Raw genomic sequence first — 14,265 nt, 5'->3', positions numbered from 1 at the left:
CAGTGCTCACAATCCTCACGTACTTTCCGTACGCGCCGGTTGTTTCGCGCTCTCCGTGTGCAGACTGACTGCAACAATGACGCCTGATGGGGTAAGCTCTAAAGCGATTTTTGTCGCAGTATAACGGAAACTAACATGCTACAGGTCTATCTTGTTCGTCACGGTGAAACGGTATGGAATGCGGAGCGTCGCATTCAGGGTCAGTCCGACAGTCCGCTGACGGAAAAAGGTGAGCAGCAAGCCTGGCAGGTGGGTGAGCGCGTGAAACATCTGGGCATTACGCACATTATTGCCAGCGATCTGGGGCGAACGCGCCGCACCGCGGAGATTATTGCGGATGCCTGCGGTTGCTCAGTCACGCTTGATCCGCGGTTGCGTGAGCTGAATATGGGGGTGCTGGAGAAGCGTCCGCTGGATGGCTTAACCGCGGAAGAAGAGCAGTGGCGCGCCACGCTGGTCAACGGTACCGAAGGGGGCCGTATTCCTGAAGGGGAGTCGATGACTGAGATGGCGACGCGCATGCACGCCGCGCTGAATGCCTGTCTTGATCTTCCAGCCGGAAGCCGTCCACTGCTCGTCAGTCACGGTATGGCGCTGGGGGCGCTGGTTAGCACGATCCTCGGTCTGCCCGCCTATGCGGAACGTCGTCTGCGTCTGCGTAACTGCTCACTCTCACGTGTTGATTATCAGCAGAGCGCCTGGCTGGCAGAAGGCTGGATTGTCGAGACGGCGGGGGATATTTCCCATCTGGATGCGCCTGCACTCGACGAGCTTCAACGCTGATTTACCTGAGGCTGCCGTCGCGATGACGGCAGCCTTAACGTCAGCTGGCTACGGTCTGGCGGCGAATGGGAATCAGATATTCGCAACGGATCTCGGTCGGTGGCTCAGCGCGTTTTTTACCGCCATCGGTGTAAAAGCGTTCGATGTCCTGTCCCTGACGGCGGGTCAGCCCCAGCGTCGGCATGCAGGTACCATAGAGCAGCAGGATAAATTCCTGCAGATTGACGCGCGGGCCGGTATAGGTGAACTGCACGTAGTCGCCCGCTTCCAGAATCACGTTCTGGCCGGAGTGCAGGTTAACCGCGCTGTCAGCAGGCACCGCCGTGGTGTAGAGAATCTCCTGCTCATCATCTTTGTCCTGGCTGGCGCGCACCTGATGCAGGCCATACAGTACCGGCGGCACCGTGTCGGTTTCCAGCAGGAACTGCTTCCAGAAATGAATACGCATTTCGTCGCGGTAGCTGGAAATCTGCTCCAGAATACAGGTGTAGTTCTGGGTTTGTCCTACCAGCACCGTCTCCGGTAAGGTGACGAAAGCCGGTTCCGGCTGCGTCTCATCGTCCAGGCGAATAGGGGGGCGAATACCGAATGAGTTCCAGTCGGAAGAGCGGCGATACCACGCCGGTGTCTGAGCAAACTGCTTCTTGAATGCGCGAGTAAAAGTCTGTTGTGAATCAAAACGATACTGTAGTGCGATGTCCAGAATCGGGCGGCTGGTCAGGCGCAGCGCCACGGCGGCTTTAGACAGACGACGCGCACGAATATAGGCACCTATTGCGTGTCCGGTTACGTCTTTAAACATCCTCTGTAAATGCCATTTAGAGTAACCGGCTTTCTGGGCAACATTGTCCAGTGAAAGGGGTTGATCCAGATGGCTCTCCAGCCAGACAAGCAAATCGCGAATGATACCGGCTTGGTCCATAAAACATCCTCATACTCTGGTGGTGCAGCTAAACGCATTCGAAGAATATTAGCACTCATTGCTCAAAAGACGTGGGCCGTTTTCCGGGGAAGGTTGTGCTAAATCAGTACGGGCTTCAACCCGTTTTGGTTTGGTCATTAACTCGATTAACAGTACATTACATTCTCATCTATTCCATTTGCAATGGTAACTCCATGACAATATTCCGACTTATGATCGCTGCGCTGACCACGCTGACCTTTTCCAGCCCGCTGTTTGCCGAACAGATTGGCTCTGTTGATACGGTATTCAAGATATTCGGGCCTGACCACAAGATTGTCGTTGAGGCTTTCGATGATCCGGACGTTAAAAATGTAACCTGTTATATCAGCCGGGCGAAAACCGGGGGTATTAAAGGCGGACTGGGTCTGGCAGAAGATACCTCTGATGCCGCGATTTCCTGTCAGCAGGTGGGTCCGGTCGAACTGAGTGATAAAATCGCGCAGGGCAAAGCAGAGGGTGAAGTGGTATTCCGCCAGCGCACCTCATTGATCTTCAAGAAGCTGCAGGTTGTACGCTTCTTCGACAAAAAGCGCAACGCCCTGGTCTATCTGACCTATTCCGATAAAGTGGTTGATGGCTCACCGAAAAATGCGATTAGCGCTGTGCCAATTATGCCGTGGCACTGATTATGCCGTCACGCTAAGGACAAAAAAAACGCCCGCAGGGGCGTTTTTTATTTGCCGCGTCTGACAGGGGCTTAATCCTGCAGGTCACCGCAGAAGCGATAACCTTCACCATGAATGGTGGCGATGATCTCTGGCGTGTCCGGCGTTGATTCGAAATGCTTACGAATACGACGGATGGTGACATCGACAGTGCGATCGTGTGGCTTGAGGTCGCGGCCGGTCATTTTTTTCAGCAGATCGGCACGGGTCTGAATTTTACCCGGGTTTTCGCAGAAGTGCAGCATGGCGCGGAACTCACTGCGTGGCAGTTTGTAGTGCTCGCCGTTCGGGTTGATCAGTGAGCGGCTGTTGATATCCAGCTCCCAACCGTTGAACTTGTAGCTCTCCACCTGACGACGCTCTTCGCCTGGCATGGCCAGATTCATGGTGCGCGACAGCAGGTTGCGGGCACGAATAGTCAGCTCACGCGGATTAAACGGTTTGGTGATGTAGTCGTCAGCGCCAATTTCCAGACCAAGAATTTTATCGACTTCGTTGTCACGGCCGGTCAGGAACATCAGGGCGACATTGGCCTGCTCACGCAGTTCACGGGCCAGCAACAGGCCGTTTTTACCGGGCAGGTTGATGTCCATGATGACCAGGTTAACGTCATTGTCGGTCAGCACCTGATGCATTTCAGCACCATCAGTCGCCTCATACACCACATAACCTTCCGCCTCAAAAATACTCTTGAGGGTATTACGCGTGACCAGTTCGTCTTCAACGATAAGAATGTGCGGGGTCTGCATGTTTAGCTACCTAAAATTTGCCAACAAATTGAAAACAGGGCGTACAGCGGTATGGCGTTCTCCATCATCGAGAGCGGCGGGCCGCGCTGAACCGTTGTACGAAATCATATTTTGATAAGCCATCTATCAACGTCAACAACAGTATTAGCTCAGCCAGTCAGGATGAAAATTGCATGCCCCGGGCGTTAATGATAATGGCGCATATCCTAACTGTATTAACAGCAACCTAACAGCACCAACTACAACCGATAAGCATAAAAACAACGCTTCGTTGACTTATATCAAATGCAATTGTAGCACGTTAACACTTTTGTGAAAAACTTCTCGCAGATTGCCTGTTTAGCTCACAAAAAGCATCATTTCCGTTACATTTTTTACGCAGTCGGGCCAAAATAAAACCCGCCGGAAATCACATTCTATCTCTTTGAAGTTAAATGGTTTAATAATGATTTCTTTAATAAAGCTCGTTTCAGGGATAAAAAGATTCAGGCCATCACTTTTAACCAGTTTTAACATGGTTAACACACGATTTTCTTATTACCTTCTGGCGACTGAATCATTAACAGCCATGTTAATATGGCGTTATGTTAATGGACCAATGGAATAAATATGCTTTTTCCCCTGATTCTCGTCTCGCCCGCGCGGCCAGAAAATATCGGCGCTGCGGCGCGTGCCATGAAAACCATGGGATTCAGCCAGCTGCGCATCGTTGCCAGTGACGCCTGGCAGGATCCCGCCGCGCGCCGGGTGGCACATGGTGCCGGCGAAATTCTCGACAACGTTCAGACCTTTGCAACCCTGGCCGACGCGTTAGCGGACATCGATTTTTCGGTCGCGACCACCGCGCGCAGCCGGGCAAAGTTTCGTTATTACGCCACACCGGAGCAGGTTGAAACGCAACTGCTGGAGAAACGCCAGTGGGTAAACAGTATGGCGCTGGTGTTTGGCCGCGAAGATAGCGGGCTGACCAACGAGGAGCTGGAGCTTGTAGACCTGCTGACCGGCATCCCGATGGCGAATGACTATCCTTCACTCAATCTCGGACAGGCGGTGATGGTCTACTGCTATCAGCTGTCGAAGCTGAATCAGGTTGAGGCACCAAAAGCCTCTGCGGCGGATGGGCAGCAGTTGCAGGCGCTGCGTCAGCGTTTCCATCAGCTGCTGGCGCAACTGGAGGTCAGTGATGATGAGAAGCTGTCAGACTGGATTGATCAGCGGGTGGGGCTGCTGGAACAGCGCGACAGTGCGATGCTGCATCGTCTGCTGCACGATATTGAAAAAAAACTCACAGATAAATCCTCGGCAAAAAGCTGATTTTACAGCAACAGATCGCAGGGAATTTCTGCATAGCAACCGATCGAACAGCGTTTTACGCTTTCACCGGTGGCTGTGCGCAGTGGTGGAAATCTGTCCGCTGGACAAATCGGGTTGACTTAATGTGCGCTTTGCTTTACTTCTGGAAGCAAGACGGACAGACAAAAACAGACAGAAAATAAATCTAAATGCGTAAAATCAGCCTGAACACCACAATTATTACCACCACCATTACCACAGGTAACGGTGCGGGCTGACGCATACAGGAAAAACAGAAAAAAAGCCCGCACCTAAACAGTGCGGGCTTTTTTTTCGGCTTAAATTCAGGAGAGTTTATATTATGCGAGTGCTGAAATTCGGCGGGACCTCGGTAGCGAATGCGGAGCGGTTTCTTCGCGTCGCTGACATTCTGGAAAGTAATGCGCAACAAGGACAGGTTGCAACCGTGCTCTCTGCGCCAGCAAAGATCACTAACCATCTGGTGGCGATGATTGAAAAAACCATCAGTGGTCAGGATGCTTTGCCGAATATCAGCGACGCCGAACGCATCTTCAGCGAGCTGTTGCAGGGACTGGCTGACGCGCAGCCGGGCTTTGAGTACGATCGACTGAAAACCCGCGTTGACCTGGAGTTTGCGCAGCTGAAGCAGGTTCTGCACGGTATCAGCCTGCTGGGACAGTGCCCGGACAGCGTCAACGCGGCGATTATCTGCCGCGGTGAAAAACTCTCGATTGCGATCATGGAAACGCTGCTGCAGGCGCGCGGCCATGAGGTCAGCGTGATCGATCCGGTGGAGAAATTGCTGGCGGTCGGCCACTACCTTGAATCCACTGTTGATATCGCCGAATCAACTCGCCGCATTGAAGCGAGTCAGATTCCGCCGCAGAACATGATCCTGATGGCAGGCTTCACGGCTGGTAACGAGCGAGGCGAGCTGGTCGTACTGGGCCGTAACGGTTCTGACTATTCAGCCGCTGTGCTGGCCGCCTGTCTGCGCGCCGACTGCTGTGAAATCTGGACTGATGTGGATGGCGTCTATACCTGCGATCCGCGTCAGGTGCCGGATGCGCGCCTGCTGAAGTCGATGTCCTATCAGGAGGCGATGGAGCTCTCCTATTTCGGCGCCAAAGTGCTGCATCCCCGCACCATCGCGCCCATTGCCCAGTTCCAGATCCCCTGCCTGATCAAAAACACGGCCAATCCGCAGGCACCCGGCACCCTGATTGGAGCAGAAGGCGAACAGGATGAGAACCCGGTAAAAGGCATCACCAACCTGAATAATATGGCGATGGTCAACGTCTCCGGTCCTGGCATGAAAGGGATGGTCGGGATGGCGGCCAGAGTCTTTGCGGCGATGTCGCGCACCGGCATCTCGGTGGTGTTGATCACCCAATCCTCTTCCGAATACAGCATCAGTTTCTGCGTGCCGCAGAGCGAGCTGGCGCGGGCGCGTCAGGTGCTGGAGGAGGAGTTCTATCTGGAGCTGAAAGATGGCCTGCTGGATCCGCTGGATATCATTGAAAACCTGGCGGTGATTTCGGTGGTGGGCGATGGCATGCGCACGCTGCGCGGCATTTCAGCCAAATTCTTCTCGGCGCTGGCGCGCGCCAATATCAATATCGTGGCGATTGCTCAGGGCTCCTCCGAGCGTTCAATCTCGGTGGTGGTGAACAATGATGAAGTGATCACCGGGGTTCGCGTGGTGCATCAGATGCTGTTCGCCACCGATCAGGTAATCGAAGTGTTTGTGGTCGGCGTCGGCGGCGTCGGCGGCGCGCTGCTGGATCAGTTACATCGCCAGCAGGCGTGGCTGAAGAAAAAGCATATCGACCTGCGCGTCTGCGGCATCGCTAACTCCCGGGCGCTGTTAACCCACGTCCACGGCATCGATTTAAGCAACTGGCAGGCGGCATTAGGCGAAGCGAAAGAGCCGTTCAATCTCGGTCGTCTGACCCGTCTGGTGAAAGAGTATCACCTGCTCAATCCGGTGATTGTGGATTGTACTTCCAGCCAGGCGGTCGCCGATCAGTATGCTGACTTTCTCAGCGAAGGCTTCCATGTGGTGACGCCAAACAAAAAGGCCAACACCTCATCCTGGAATTACTATCAGCAGATGCGCGCCGCCGCTGCCAAATCGCGGCGTAAATTCCTTTATGATACCAACGTCGGCGCCGGACTGCCGGTGATCGAAAACCTGCAGAACCTGATGAACGCCGGTGATGAGCTGCTGCGCTTCTCCGGTATCCTCTCTGGCTCGCTGTCCTACATTTTCGGCCAGCTGGATGACGGAATGTCACTGTCGCAGGCGACAACGATGGCGCGTGAGATGGGCTTTACCGAGCCCGATCCGCGTGACGACCTCTCCGGCACCGATGTGGCGCGTAAGCTGCTGATCCTGGCCCGTGAAGCGGGTCATCAGCTGGAGCTGAGCGACATTGAGATTGAGCCGCTGCTGCCCGCCAGCCTGACCGAAATCCAGGACATTGAGCAGTTTATGCAGCGTCTGCCTGAGCTGGATAACGCTTTTGCCGCCCGGGTTGCGCAGGCGCAGGATGAGGGCAAAGTATTGCGCTATGTTGGCGTGATTGAAGAGGGCGGCATCTGCAAAGTGAAGATCGACGCCGTTGACGGCAACGATCCACTCTATAAGGTGAAAAACGGCGAGAATGCGCTGGCGTTTTACAGCCGCTACTATCAACCGATTCCGCTGGTGCTGCGCGGATACGGTGCAGGAAATGATGTCACAGCGGCCGGTGTCTTTGCCGACCTGCTGCGGACACTGTCATGGAAGTTGGGAGTTTAATCATGGTAAAAATTTACGCACCGGCCTCGATTGGTAACGTCAGCGTCGGCTTCGATGTGCTGGGCGCGGCGGTTTCGCCGGTAGATGGCTCCCTGCTGGGTGACTGCGTCTCCGTGGAAGCGGCAGAGCAGTTTTCACTGACCAACGCCGGACGTTTTGTCAGTAAGCTGCCCGCCGATCCGAAAGAGAATATTGTTTACCAGTGCTGGCAGCGTTTCTGCCAGGAAATCGGCAAAGCGATCCCGGTGGCGATGACGCTGGAGAAGAACATGCCCATCGGCTCCGGGCTGGGTTCCAGCGCCTGCTCGGTGGTGGCCGGTTTAATGGCGATGAACGAGTTTTGCGGCAAGCCTCTCAGCGACAGCACGTTACTGACCCTGATGGGCGAGCTGGAAGGGCGAATCTCGGGCAGCGTGCACTATGATAATGTCGCCCCCTGCTTCCTCGGCGGCATTCAGCTGATGCTGCAGGAGAATGACATTATCAGCCAGGCGGTGCCGGGCTTTGATGACTGGCTGTGGGTAATGGCCTATCCGGGCATTAAAGTCTCAACCGCAGAAGCGCGCGCCATTTTACCGGCGCAGTACCGCAAAGAGGACTGCATCAGGCATAGCCGCTTGCTGGCTGGCTTCATTCACGCCTGCCATACGCGTCAGCCGCAGCTGGCAGCTAAACTTATGCAGGATGTGATTGCCGAACCTTACCGGACCCGGCTGCTGCCAGGCTTCACCGAGGCGCGGCAGGCCGCGAAAGATATTGGCGCACTGGCGTGCGGTATCTCAGGCTCTGGTCCGACACTTTTCGCCGTTTGCAATCAGATGGAAACGGCACAGCGGATGGCTGACTGGCTGAGCCAGCACTATCTGCAGAATGATGAAGGCTTCGTCCATATCTGCCGTCTCGACACGGCTGGCGCACGACAATTGGGATAACGCATGAAACTCTACAATCTTAAGGATCACAACGAGCAGGTCAGCTTCGCCCAGGCGGTGAAACAGGGTCTGGGTTCGCAGCAGGGTCTGTTCTTTCCGCTGGAACTGCCGGAGTTTGAACTGACCGACATCGACGCGATGCTGGAGATGGATTTTGTCAGCCGCAGCAGCAAAATTCTCTCGGCTTTCATTGGTGACGAGATTCCGGCCCAGCAGCTGCATGAGCGTGTTAAAGCCGCTTTTGCTTTTCCGGCCCCGGTGAAAGCCGTCAGCGAAGATATCGCCTGCCTGGAGCTGTTCCACGGCCCGACGCTGGCGTTTAAAGATTTCGGCGGCCGTTTTATGGCGCAGATGCTGTCGTATGTCTCAGGCTCAGATGAGCAGATCACCATTCTGACCGCCACCTCCGGTGATACCGGCGCGGCCGTGGCGCACGCCTTTTACGGCATGAAGAACGTGCGCGTGGTGATCCTCTATCCGCAGGGCAAAATCAGTCCGCTGCAGGAGAAACTCTTCTGTACCCTGGGCGGCAACATCGAAACCATCTCTATCGACGGCGATTTTGATGCCTGCCAGTCGCTGGTGAAACAGGCGTTTGATGACGAAGAGCTGAAGCGCGCGATTGGCCTGAACTCGGCTAACTCCATCAACATCAGCCGCCTGCTGGCGCAGATCTGCTACTACTTTGAAGCGGTCGCACAGCTGCCTCAGGAAAAACGTAATCAGCTGGTGGTGTCAGTGCCGAGCGGCAACTTTGGTGATTTGACCGCCGGTCTGCTGGCGAAATCGCTGGGCCTGCCGATCAAACGTTTTATCGCCGCCACCAACGCCAACGACACGGTGCCGCGCTTTCTGGGCAACGGCGAGTGGCAGCCAAACCAGACGGTCTCTACGCTGTCGAATGCCATGGATGTCAGCCAGCCTAATAACTGGCCGCGTGTGGAAGAGCTGTTCCGCCGTAAAACCTGGCGCTTAACCGATCTGGCCTGTGGTGCGGTCTCGGATGAGACCACGCGCGCCGCCATGCGTGAACTGGCTGAGATGGGCTACATTTCCGAGCCGCATGCCGCCATCGCCTGGCGTCTGCTGCGCGATCAGCTGCAGGAAGGGGAATATGGTGTGTTCCTGGGAACCGCGCATCCGGCGAAATTCCGCGAAAGTGTGGAAGCGATCCTTGAGCAGACCCTGACGCTGCCACCGGAGTTAGCGGAGCGTGCCGACCTGCCGCTGCTGTCGCATCAGATGAAGGGTGATTTCGCCTCGCTGCGGGCGTTTCTGCTGAAGTAAACCTGTGAAAGGCTTCCCGGTTGCGGGAAGCCTGTTTGTGGAAAGCAGAGGGCGCGGGGTGTTACTGCTCTGCGCGCTTAAAGACCAGCTCGCTCTCGCTGCTGCTGGCTGCATCAAAACGATAGCCATCCAGATCAAACGCCTTAAGCTGTTCCGGCTTTGTCAGACGCTGCTGAATCACATAGCGACTCATTAATCCACGCGCCTTTTTGGCATAGAAGCTAATCACTTTGTAACTGCCATTCTTTTCGTCGAGGAACACCGGCTTAATCATCTGTGCCCGCAGCGTCTTCGGCTTAACGGCCCGGAAATATTCGTCCGAGGCGAGGTTGATCAGCACCTCATCACCCTGTTCCGCCAGCGCAGCATTCAGCGTTTCAGTGATGAGATCGCCCCAGAAGGTGTAGAGATCTTTGCCCGCCGGATTCGCCAGGCGAATGCCCATCTCCAGACGGTAAGGCTGCATTAAATCGAGTGGACGCAGCACGCCATACAGGCCTGACAACATACGCAGGTGCTGCTGAGCAAAATCGAAATCCTGATCGCTGAAGGTCTCTGCCTGTAAACCGGTGTAGACATCACCTTTGAATGCCAGGATCGCCTGACGGGCATTCTTAGGGGAAAAATCGGGCTGCCAGCTGTTGAAGCGCTCGGCATTGAGGTGCGCCAGTTTATCGCTGATGCCCATTAACGAGGCGATGCTGGCGGGTGACAGCTCGCGCGCAATTTCAATCAGCTGTTGTGACTTTTCTAACAGCGCAGGCTGGGTGAAACGCGTTGTCGCCAGCGGGCTTTCATAATCCAGCGTCTTGGCGGGAGAGATCACCATCAACATAGTTGCTTCCTCGGTTAATGCCTGGTTTAACAGGGCATTGGCTGCTTATCAGGCTTCGCAGTGTACCAAAAAAGCCGCAAAGAATGACGAATCACACCTATTTGTTCGCGCTATCGTAAACGGCATTCCCTGACCTTGCGCCACCGTTGCCGCGTGATATTATCGCAACAGCCTTTTTTCACACTGACAGTTAACTAAGAGAAAAGAACATGACGGACAAACTTACCTCCCTGCGTCAGCTCACCACCGTCGTCGCCGACACCGGTGATATTGCAGCCATGAAGCTGTATCAGCCACAAGACGCCACCACCAACCCTTCTCTGATTCTCAACGCCGCGCAAATTCCTGAATACCGTAAACTGATCGATGAAGCGATCGGCTGGGCGCGTGATCAGAGCAGCAACAAAGAAGAGCAGCTGCAGCTGGTTTCTGACAAGCTGGCCGTGAACATTGGTCTGGAAATCCTCAAACTGATCCCAGGCCGCATCTCGACGGAAGTGGATGCGCGTCTCTCTTACGACACTGAAGGCAGCATCGCCAAAGCCCGCAGCCTGATCAAACTCTACAATGATGCCGGTATCAGCAACGACCGCATCCTGATCAAACTGGCCTCTACCTGGCAGGGCATCCGTGCTGCAGAGCAGCTGGAAAAAGAGGGTATCAACTGTAACCTGACGCTGCTGTTCTCCTTTGCTCAGGCGCGTGCCTGTGCTGAAGCGGGCGTGTTCCTGATCTCTCCGTTTGTTGGCCGTATCCTCGACTGGTACAAAGCCAACACCGACAAGAAAGAGTATGCCGCGCACGAAGATCCAGGCGTGGTTTCAGTTTCTGAAATCTACAACTACTACAAGCAGCACGGCTATGAAACCGTGGTGATGGGCGCCAGCTTCCGTAACGTCGGCGAAATTATCGAGCTGGCTGGCTGTGACCGTCTGACCATTTCTCCTGCGCTGCTGAAAGAGCTGGCGGAGAGCGAAGGCACCCTGGAGCGTAAACTGAGCTACAGCGGCGAAGTGAAAGCGCGTCCGGCGCGCATGACCGAGTCTGAGTTCCTGTGGCAGCACAACCAGGATCCTATGGCGGTTGCGAAGCTGGCAGAAGGTATCCGCAATTTTGCCGTTGATCAGGGCAAACTTGAGAAGATGCTGGCAGAACTGCTGTAATCTGTTGACCGTGGCGGCGCAGGCTGCCACGGTTTTCCCTTTTCCGACCCTTTCACTTTATATTATCCTCTCGGCTATTCCCCTTTTACTCCAACCGCACCGCGGTAAATCACAGCGAAGCTAATCATGAATACATTACGCATTGGCCTGATCTCGGTCTCCGATCGCGCCGCGAACGGCATTTATCAGGATCAGGGTATTCCCGCGCTGGAGAGCTGGCTCGGCAGCGCAATCAGCAGCCCGTTTGAGATTGAGTCCCGACTGGTGCCCGACGAGCAGCCGATGATTGAGCAGGCGATTTGCGAACTGGTCGATGAACGTTTTTGCCATCTGGTGTTAACCACTGGCGGCACCGGTCCGGCCCGACGTGATGTCACGCCCGATGCCACCTTAGCCGTTGCCGATCGTGAAATGCCTGGTTTTGGTGAGCAGATGCGCCAGATTAGCCTGCAGTTCGTGCCGACCGCGATTCTGTCGCGTCAGGTCGGGGTGATCCGCAAACAGTCGCTGATCCTCAATCTGCCTGGTCAGCCGAAGTCGATCAAAGAGACGCTGGAAGGGCTGAAGGATGAGCAGGGCAACGTAAAAGTTCACGGCATCTTTGCATCTGTACCTTATTGTTTACAGTTGCTGGAAGGGCCTTACGTCGAAACGCATTCCAGCGTAGTAGCAGCATTTCGGCCTAAAAGCGCTATACGTGAGATAAATAACTAAATATTCCCCATTTCAGGCATAAGCTATAGCCTTGCTGGTGTGGCAAAAGATTGACGGTATAGTAATAAGATCTTTACAACTTTATCTCTTTTGCCTCTGGAATATTATGAATCCGACTCACACTCAGCGTCTGACCGGTAAGGATTACAAGACCCTGGCGCTGGCCGCGCTGGGCGGCGCGCTGGAATTCTACGACTTCATTATCTTCGTCTTCTTCGCCACCGTGATTGGCGAACTCTTTTTCCCTTCGGATATTCCGGAATGGCTACGTCAGCTGCAGACGTTTGCCATTTTTGCCGCAGGCTATCTGGCTCGTCCGCTGGGCGGCATCGTGATGGCGCATTTTGGCGATAAGCTCGGGCGCAAAAAGATGTTCAGCCTGAGCATTCTGCTGATGGCGCTGCCGACCCTGATGATGGGCGCTTTACCCACCTGGCAGACGATTGGCATTGCTGCGCCACTGCTGATGCTGCTGATGCGGATGTTACAGGGCGCGGCGATTGGCGGTGAAGTGCCGGGCGCCTGGGTGTTTGTCGCGGAACACGTGCCCTATAAACGTATCGGCATCGCCTGCGGCACGCTGACGGCCGGGCTGACTATCGGCATTTTACTGGGTTCGCTGGTGGCCACGCTGATCAATACCTCAATGTCGCAGCAGGCGATCCATGATGGCGGCTGGCGCATCCCGTTCTTCCTCGGCGGCGTGTTCGGGCTGGTCGCGATGTACCTGCGTCGCTGGCTGCATGAGACACCGGTGTTTATTGAGATGCAGCAGCGTAAAGCGCTGGCTGAAACTCTGCCGCTGAAGACCGTGCTGGCAGAGCATAAAAAGTCGATTGTCATCTCTATGCTGCTGACCTGGCTGCTCTCCGCCTGCATCGTGGTGGTGATCCTGATGTCGCCGGTCTGGCTGCAAAAACAGCAGGGCATCGCGCCCGCGCTGACCCTGCAGGCCAACAGCATCTCCACCGTAATGCTCTGCATTGGCTGCATTATTGCCGGACTCGCGGCCGATCGCTTTGGTGCCAGTCGTACGCTGTGTGTCGGCAGCCTGCTGCTGGCGATCTGTAGCTGGCAGTTTTATCACCTGACCGCCCTCTATCCACAGCAGCTCTTCCTGCTTTATGGTGTGGCGGGTCTCAGCGTCGGTATCGTCGGCGTGGTGCCCTTTGTGATGGTGCGCGCCTTTCCGGCAGAAGTGCGTTTTACCGGACTCTCATTTTCCTACAACCTCTCCTATGCGATCTTTGGCGGGCTGACACCGATCTTTGTGTCGCTGCTGATGAACGTCTCAGAGATGGCACCCTGCTGGTATGTGATGGCGCTGGCGCTGGTAGGATTGCTGACGGGGATCTGGCTGCGGCGTGATGTCAGCCACGAGCCTGGCCTGCAGCAGGGGATTAACTCTTTGTAATGCGGGGACGCGGAGCCAGGCTCCGCGTCTTTTTTATGCGTAAAGGCAGGCTTAGAGTGATTTCGCGCCAATCGGCAGAATGGTGCGGCCAAAGGTTTCGTTCAGCACTTCACCCATCGCCAGATAGCAGGCGCTGGCTCCACAGAGTATCCCGACCCAGCCCGCGGAGACCACCAGCGCCGGCAGGTGCATAAGATGAGCCACGGCCAGCAGCAGAAACAGCAGCGTGAGCGAGCCGAAAACAAACTGCAGCATCCGCGCACCTTTCAGCGTACCGACGAACATAAACAGCGTGAAAATGCCCCACAGTGCCAGCCAGGCCCCCAGGAAACGTTCGTCTGGCGCTTTTGCCAGACCCATTTCAGGTAACAGCAGGATCGCCACAAAGCTTAACCAGAACATGCCGTAAGAGGTAAAGGCGGTCAGCCCGAAAGTGTTGTTCTTTTTAAACTCCAGCAGACCGGCCAGCACCTGCGCAATCCCGCCATAAAAAATGCCCATGGCTAAAATCGCCACGTCCATGGCAAACAGGCCCGTGTTGTGCAGGTTCAGCAAAATGGTCGTCATGCCAAATCCCATTAATCCCAGCGGGGCAGGGTTAGCCAGCGTTGAATTTGCCATAGTTCCTCGGCAGTAAAATGA

General features: G+C 55.2%; 14 protein-coding genes and 1 other annotated feature. Of the genes, 10 read left to right on the top strand and 4 right to left on the bottom strand.

Going from position 1 to position 14,265, the window contains the following annotated elements:
- The first annotated feature begins 135 nt into the window (after window positions 1–135).
- On the top strand, window positions 136–783 hold the full coding sequence (gene gpmB, locus ACX8ZY_RS16840) for a 2,3-diphosphoglycerate-dependent phosphoglycerate mutase GpmB (protein WP_010253664.1): 648 nt from the start codon (window positions 136–138) through the stop codon (window positions 781–783).
- A gap of 40 nt (window positions 784–823) precedes the next feature.
- Here the strand turns inward: gpmB and robA are convergent, their stop codons facing one another.
- Complete coding sequence (gene robA, locus ACX8ZY_RS16835; RefSeq protein ID WP_033756504.1) at window positions 824–1,705, bottom strand: MDR efflux pump AcrAB transcriptional activator RobA; 882 nt, start codon at window positions 1,703–1,705, stop codon at window positions 824–826.
- Between the two features lie 194 nt (window positions 1,706–1,899).
- Here robA and creA point away from each other — a divergent pair, with 194 nt between their 5' ends.
- Entirely contained in the window at window positions 1,900–2,373 is a 474-nt protein-coding gene (gene creA, locus ACX8ZY_RS16830) for a protein CreA (protein ID WP_010253671.1), read from the top strand.
- A 71-nt stretch (window positions 2,374–2,444) separates the two neighbouring features.
- Here creA and arcA read toward each other — a convergent pair whose 3' ends face one another.
- Complete coding sequence (gene arcA, locus ACX8ZY_RS16825; protein WP_010253677.1) at window positions 2,445–3,161, bottom strand: two-component system response regulator ArcA; 717 nt, start codon at window positions 3,159–3,161, stop codon at window positions 2,445–2,447.
- A 609-nt stretch (window positions 3,162–3,770) separates the two neighbouring features.
- On the opposite strand from arcA, the gene ACX8ZY_RS16820 reads away from it, so the two are divergent.
- From ACX8ZY_RS16820 to thrC, 5 genes are all read left to right on the top strand, one after another.
- On the top strand, window positions 3,771–4,475 hold the full coding sequence (locus ACX8ZY_RS16820) for a tRNA/rRNA methyltransferase (RefSeq protein ID WP_064703485.1): 705 nt from the start codon (window positions 3,771–3,773) through the stop codon (window positions 4,473–4,475).
- A 188-nt stretch (window positions 4,476–4,663) separates the two neighbouring features.
- Window positions 4,664–4,732, top strand: a complete 69-nt coding sequence (gene thrL / locus ACX8ZY_RS16815; protein WP_071591720.1) for a thr operon leader peptide — start codon at window positions 4,664–4,666, stop codon at window positions 4,730–4,732.
- Window positions 4,671–4,789, top strand: a sequence feature (Thr leader region). (Overlaps the previous gene by 62 nt.)
- A 26-nt stretch (window positions 4,790–4,815) precedes the next feature.
- Complete coding sequence (gene thrA / locus ACX8ZY_RS16810; protein ID WP_061703622.1) at window positions 4,816–7,278, top strand: bifunctional aspartate kinase/homoserine dehydrogenase I; 2,463 nt, start codon at window positions 4,816–4,818, stop codon at window positions 7,276–7,278.
- A 2-nt stretch (window positions 7,279–7,280) separates the two neighbouring features.
- Window positions 7,281–8,210: a homoserine kinase gene (thrB, locus tag ACX8ZY_RS16805; protein ID WP_421665099.1), complete on the top strand. Its 930-nt coding sequence runs from the start codon at window positions 7,281–7,283 to the stop codon at window positions 8,208–8,210.
- A 3-nt stretch (window positions 8,211–8,213) separates the two neighbouring features.
- Window positions 8,214–9,497 carry a threonine synthase gene (thrC, locus tag ACX8ZY_RS16800; protein WP_010671693.1) on the top strand — a complete coding sequence of 428 codons (1,284 nt, stop codon included), beginning with the start codon at window positions 8,214–8,216 and terminating at the stop codon, window positions 9,495–9,497.
- 61 nt (window positions 9,498–9,558) lie between these two features.
- Here the strand turns inward: thrC and yaaA are convergent, their stop codons facing one another.
- Window positions 9,559–10,332, bottom strand: coding sequence for a peroxide stress protein YaaA (yaaA, locus tag ACX8ZY_RS16795; protein ID WP_010253688.1), 774 nt, complete (start codon window positions 10,330–10,332; stop codon window positions 9,559–9,561).
- A 209-nt stretch (window positions 10,333–10,541) separates the two neighbouring features.
- Here yaaA and tal point away from each other — a divergent pair, with 209 nt between their 5' ends.
- From tal to ACX8ZY_RS16780, 3 genes are all read left to right on the top strand, one after another.
- On the top strand, window positions 10,542–11,495 hold the full coding sequence (tal, locus tag ACX8ZY_RS16790) for a transaldolase (RefSeq protein WP_010253690.1): 954 nt from the start codon (window positions 10,542–10,544) through the stop codon (window positions 11,493–11,495).
- Between the two features lie 126 nt (window positions 11,496–11,621).
- A complete protein-coding gene (gene mog / locus ACX8ZY_RS16785) occupies window positions 11,622–12,209 on the top strand; it encodes a molybdopterin adenylyltransferase (RefSeq protein ID WP_010253692.1) in 588 nt (195 codons plus the stop codon).
- A 106-nt stretch (window positions 12,210–12,315) separates the two neighbouring features.
- Complete coding sequence (locus tag ACX8ZY_RS16780) at window positions 12,316–13,623, top strand: MFS transporter (protein ID WP_421665098.1); 1,308 nt, start codon at window positions 12,316–12,318, stop codon at window positions 13,621–13,623.
- 51 nt (window positions 13,624–13,674) lie between these two features.
- Here the strand turns inward: ACX8ZY_RS16780 and satP are convergent, their stop codons facing one another.
- Window positions 13,675–14,244 carry an acetate uptake transporter gene (gene satP, locus ACX8ZY_RS16775; RefSeq protein ID WP_010253696.1) on the bottom strand — a complete coding sequence of 190 codons (570 nt, stop codon included), beginning with the start codon at window positions 14,242–14,244 and terminating at the stop codon, window positions 13,675–13,677.
- Window positions 14,245–14,265 lie beyond the last annotated feature (21 nt).

This window comes from Pantoea sp. XAF26B01_ASV70, assembly GCF_054512635.1.
The sequence above is the reverse complement of the archived record's forward strand: the minus strand, read 5'-3'. Positions and strand labels throughout refer to the sequence as shown.

What these genes read in the sequence shown, in the direction of transcription:
- gpmB (WP_010253664.1), top strand. Translation starts at nt 136, where the DNA reads ATGCTACAGGTCTATCTTGTTCGTCACGGTGAAACGGTATGGAATGCG.
- robA (WP_033756504.1), bottom strand. Translation starts at nt 1,705, where the DNA reads ATGGACCAAGCCGGTATCATTCGCGATTTGCTTGTCTGGCTGGAGAGC.
- creA (WP_010253671.1), top strand. Translation starts at nt 1,900, where the DNA reads ATGACAATATTCCGACTTATGATCGCTGCGCTGACCACGCTGACCTTT.
- arcA (WP_010253677.1), bottom strand. Translation starts at nt 3,161, where the DNA reads ATGCAGACCCCGCACATTCTTATCGTTGAAGACGAACTGGTCACGCGT.
- ACX8ZY_RS16820 (WP_064703485.1), top strand. Translation starts at nt 3,771, where the DNA reads ATGCTTTTTCCCCTGATTCTCGTCTCGCCCGCGCGGCCAGAAAATATC.
- thrA (WP_061703622.1), top strand. Translation starts at nt 4,816, where the DNA reads ATGCGAGTGCTGAAATTCGGCGGGACCTCGGTAGCGAATGCGGAGCGG.
- thrB (WP_421665099.1), top strand. Translation starts at nt 7,281, where the DNA reads ATGGTAAAAATTTACGCACCGGCCTCGATTGGTAACGTCAGCGTCGGC.
- thrC (WP_010671693.1), top strand. Translation starts at nt 8,214, where the DNA reads ATGAAACTCTACAATCTTAAGGATCACAACGAGCAGGTCAGCTTCGCC.
- yaaA (WP_010253688.1), bottom strand. Translation starts at nt 10,332, where the DNA reads ATGTTGATGGTGATCTCTCCCGCCAAGACGCTGGATTATGAAAGCCCG.
- tal (WP_010253690.1), top strand. Translation starts at nt 10,542, where the DNA reads ATGACGGACAAACTTACCTCCCTGCGTCAGCTCACCACCGTCGTCGCC.
- mog (WP_010253692.1), top strand. Translation starts at nt 11,622, where the DNA reads ATGAATACATTACGCATTGGCCTGATCTCGGTCTCCGATCGCGCCGCG.
- ACX8ZY_RS16780 (WP_421665098.1), top strand. Translation starts at nt 12,316, where the DNA reads ATGAATCCGACTCACACTCAGCGTCTGACCGGTAAGGATTACAAGACC.
- satP (WP_010253696.1), bottom strand. Translation starts at nt 14,244, where the DNA reads ATGGCAAATTCAACGCTGGCTAACCCTGCCCCGCTGGGATTAATGGGA.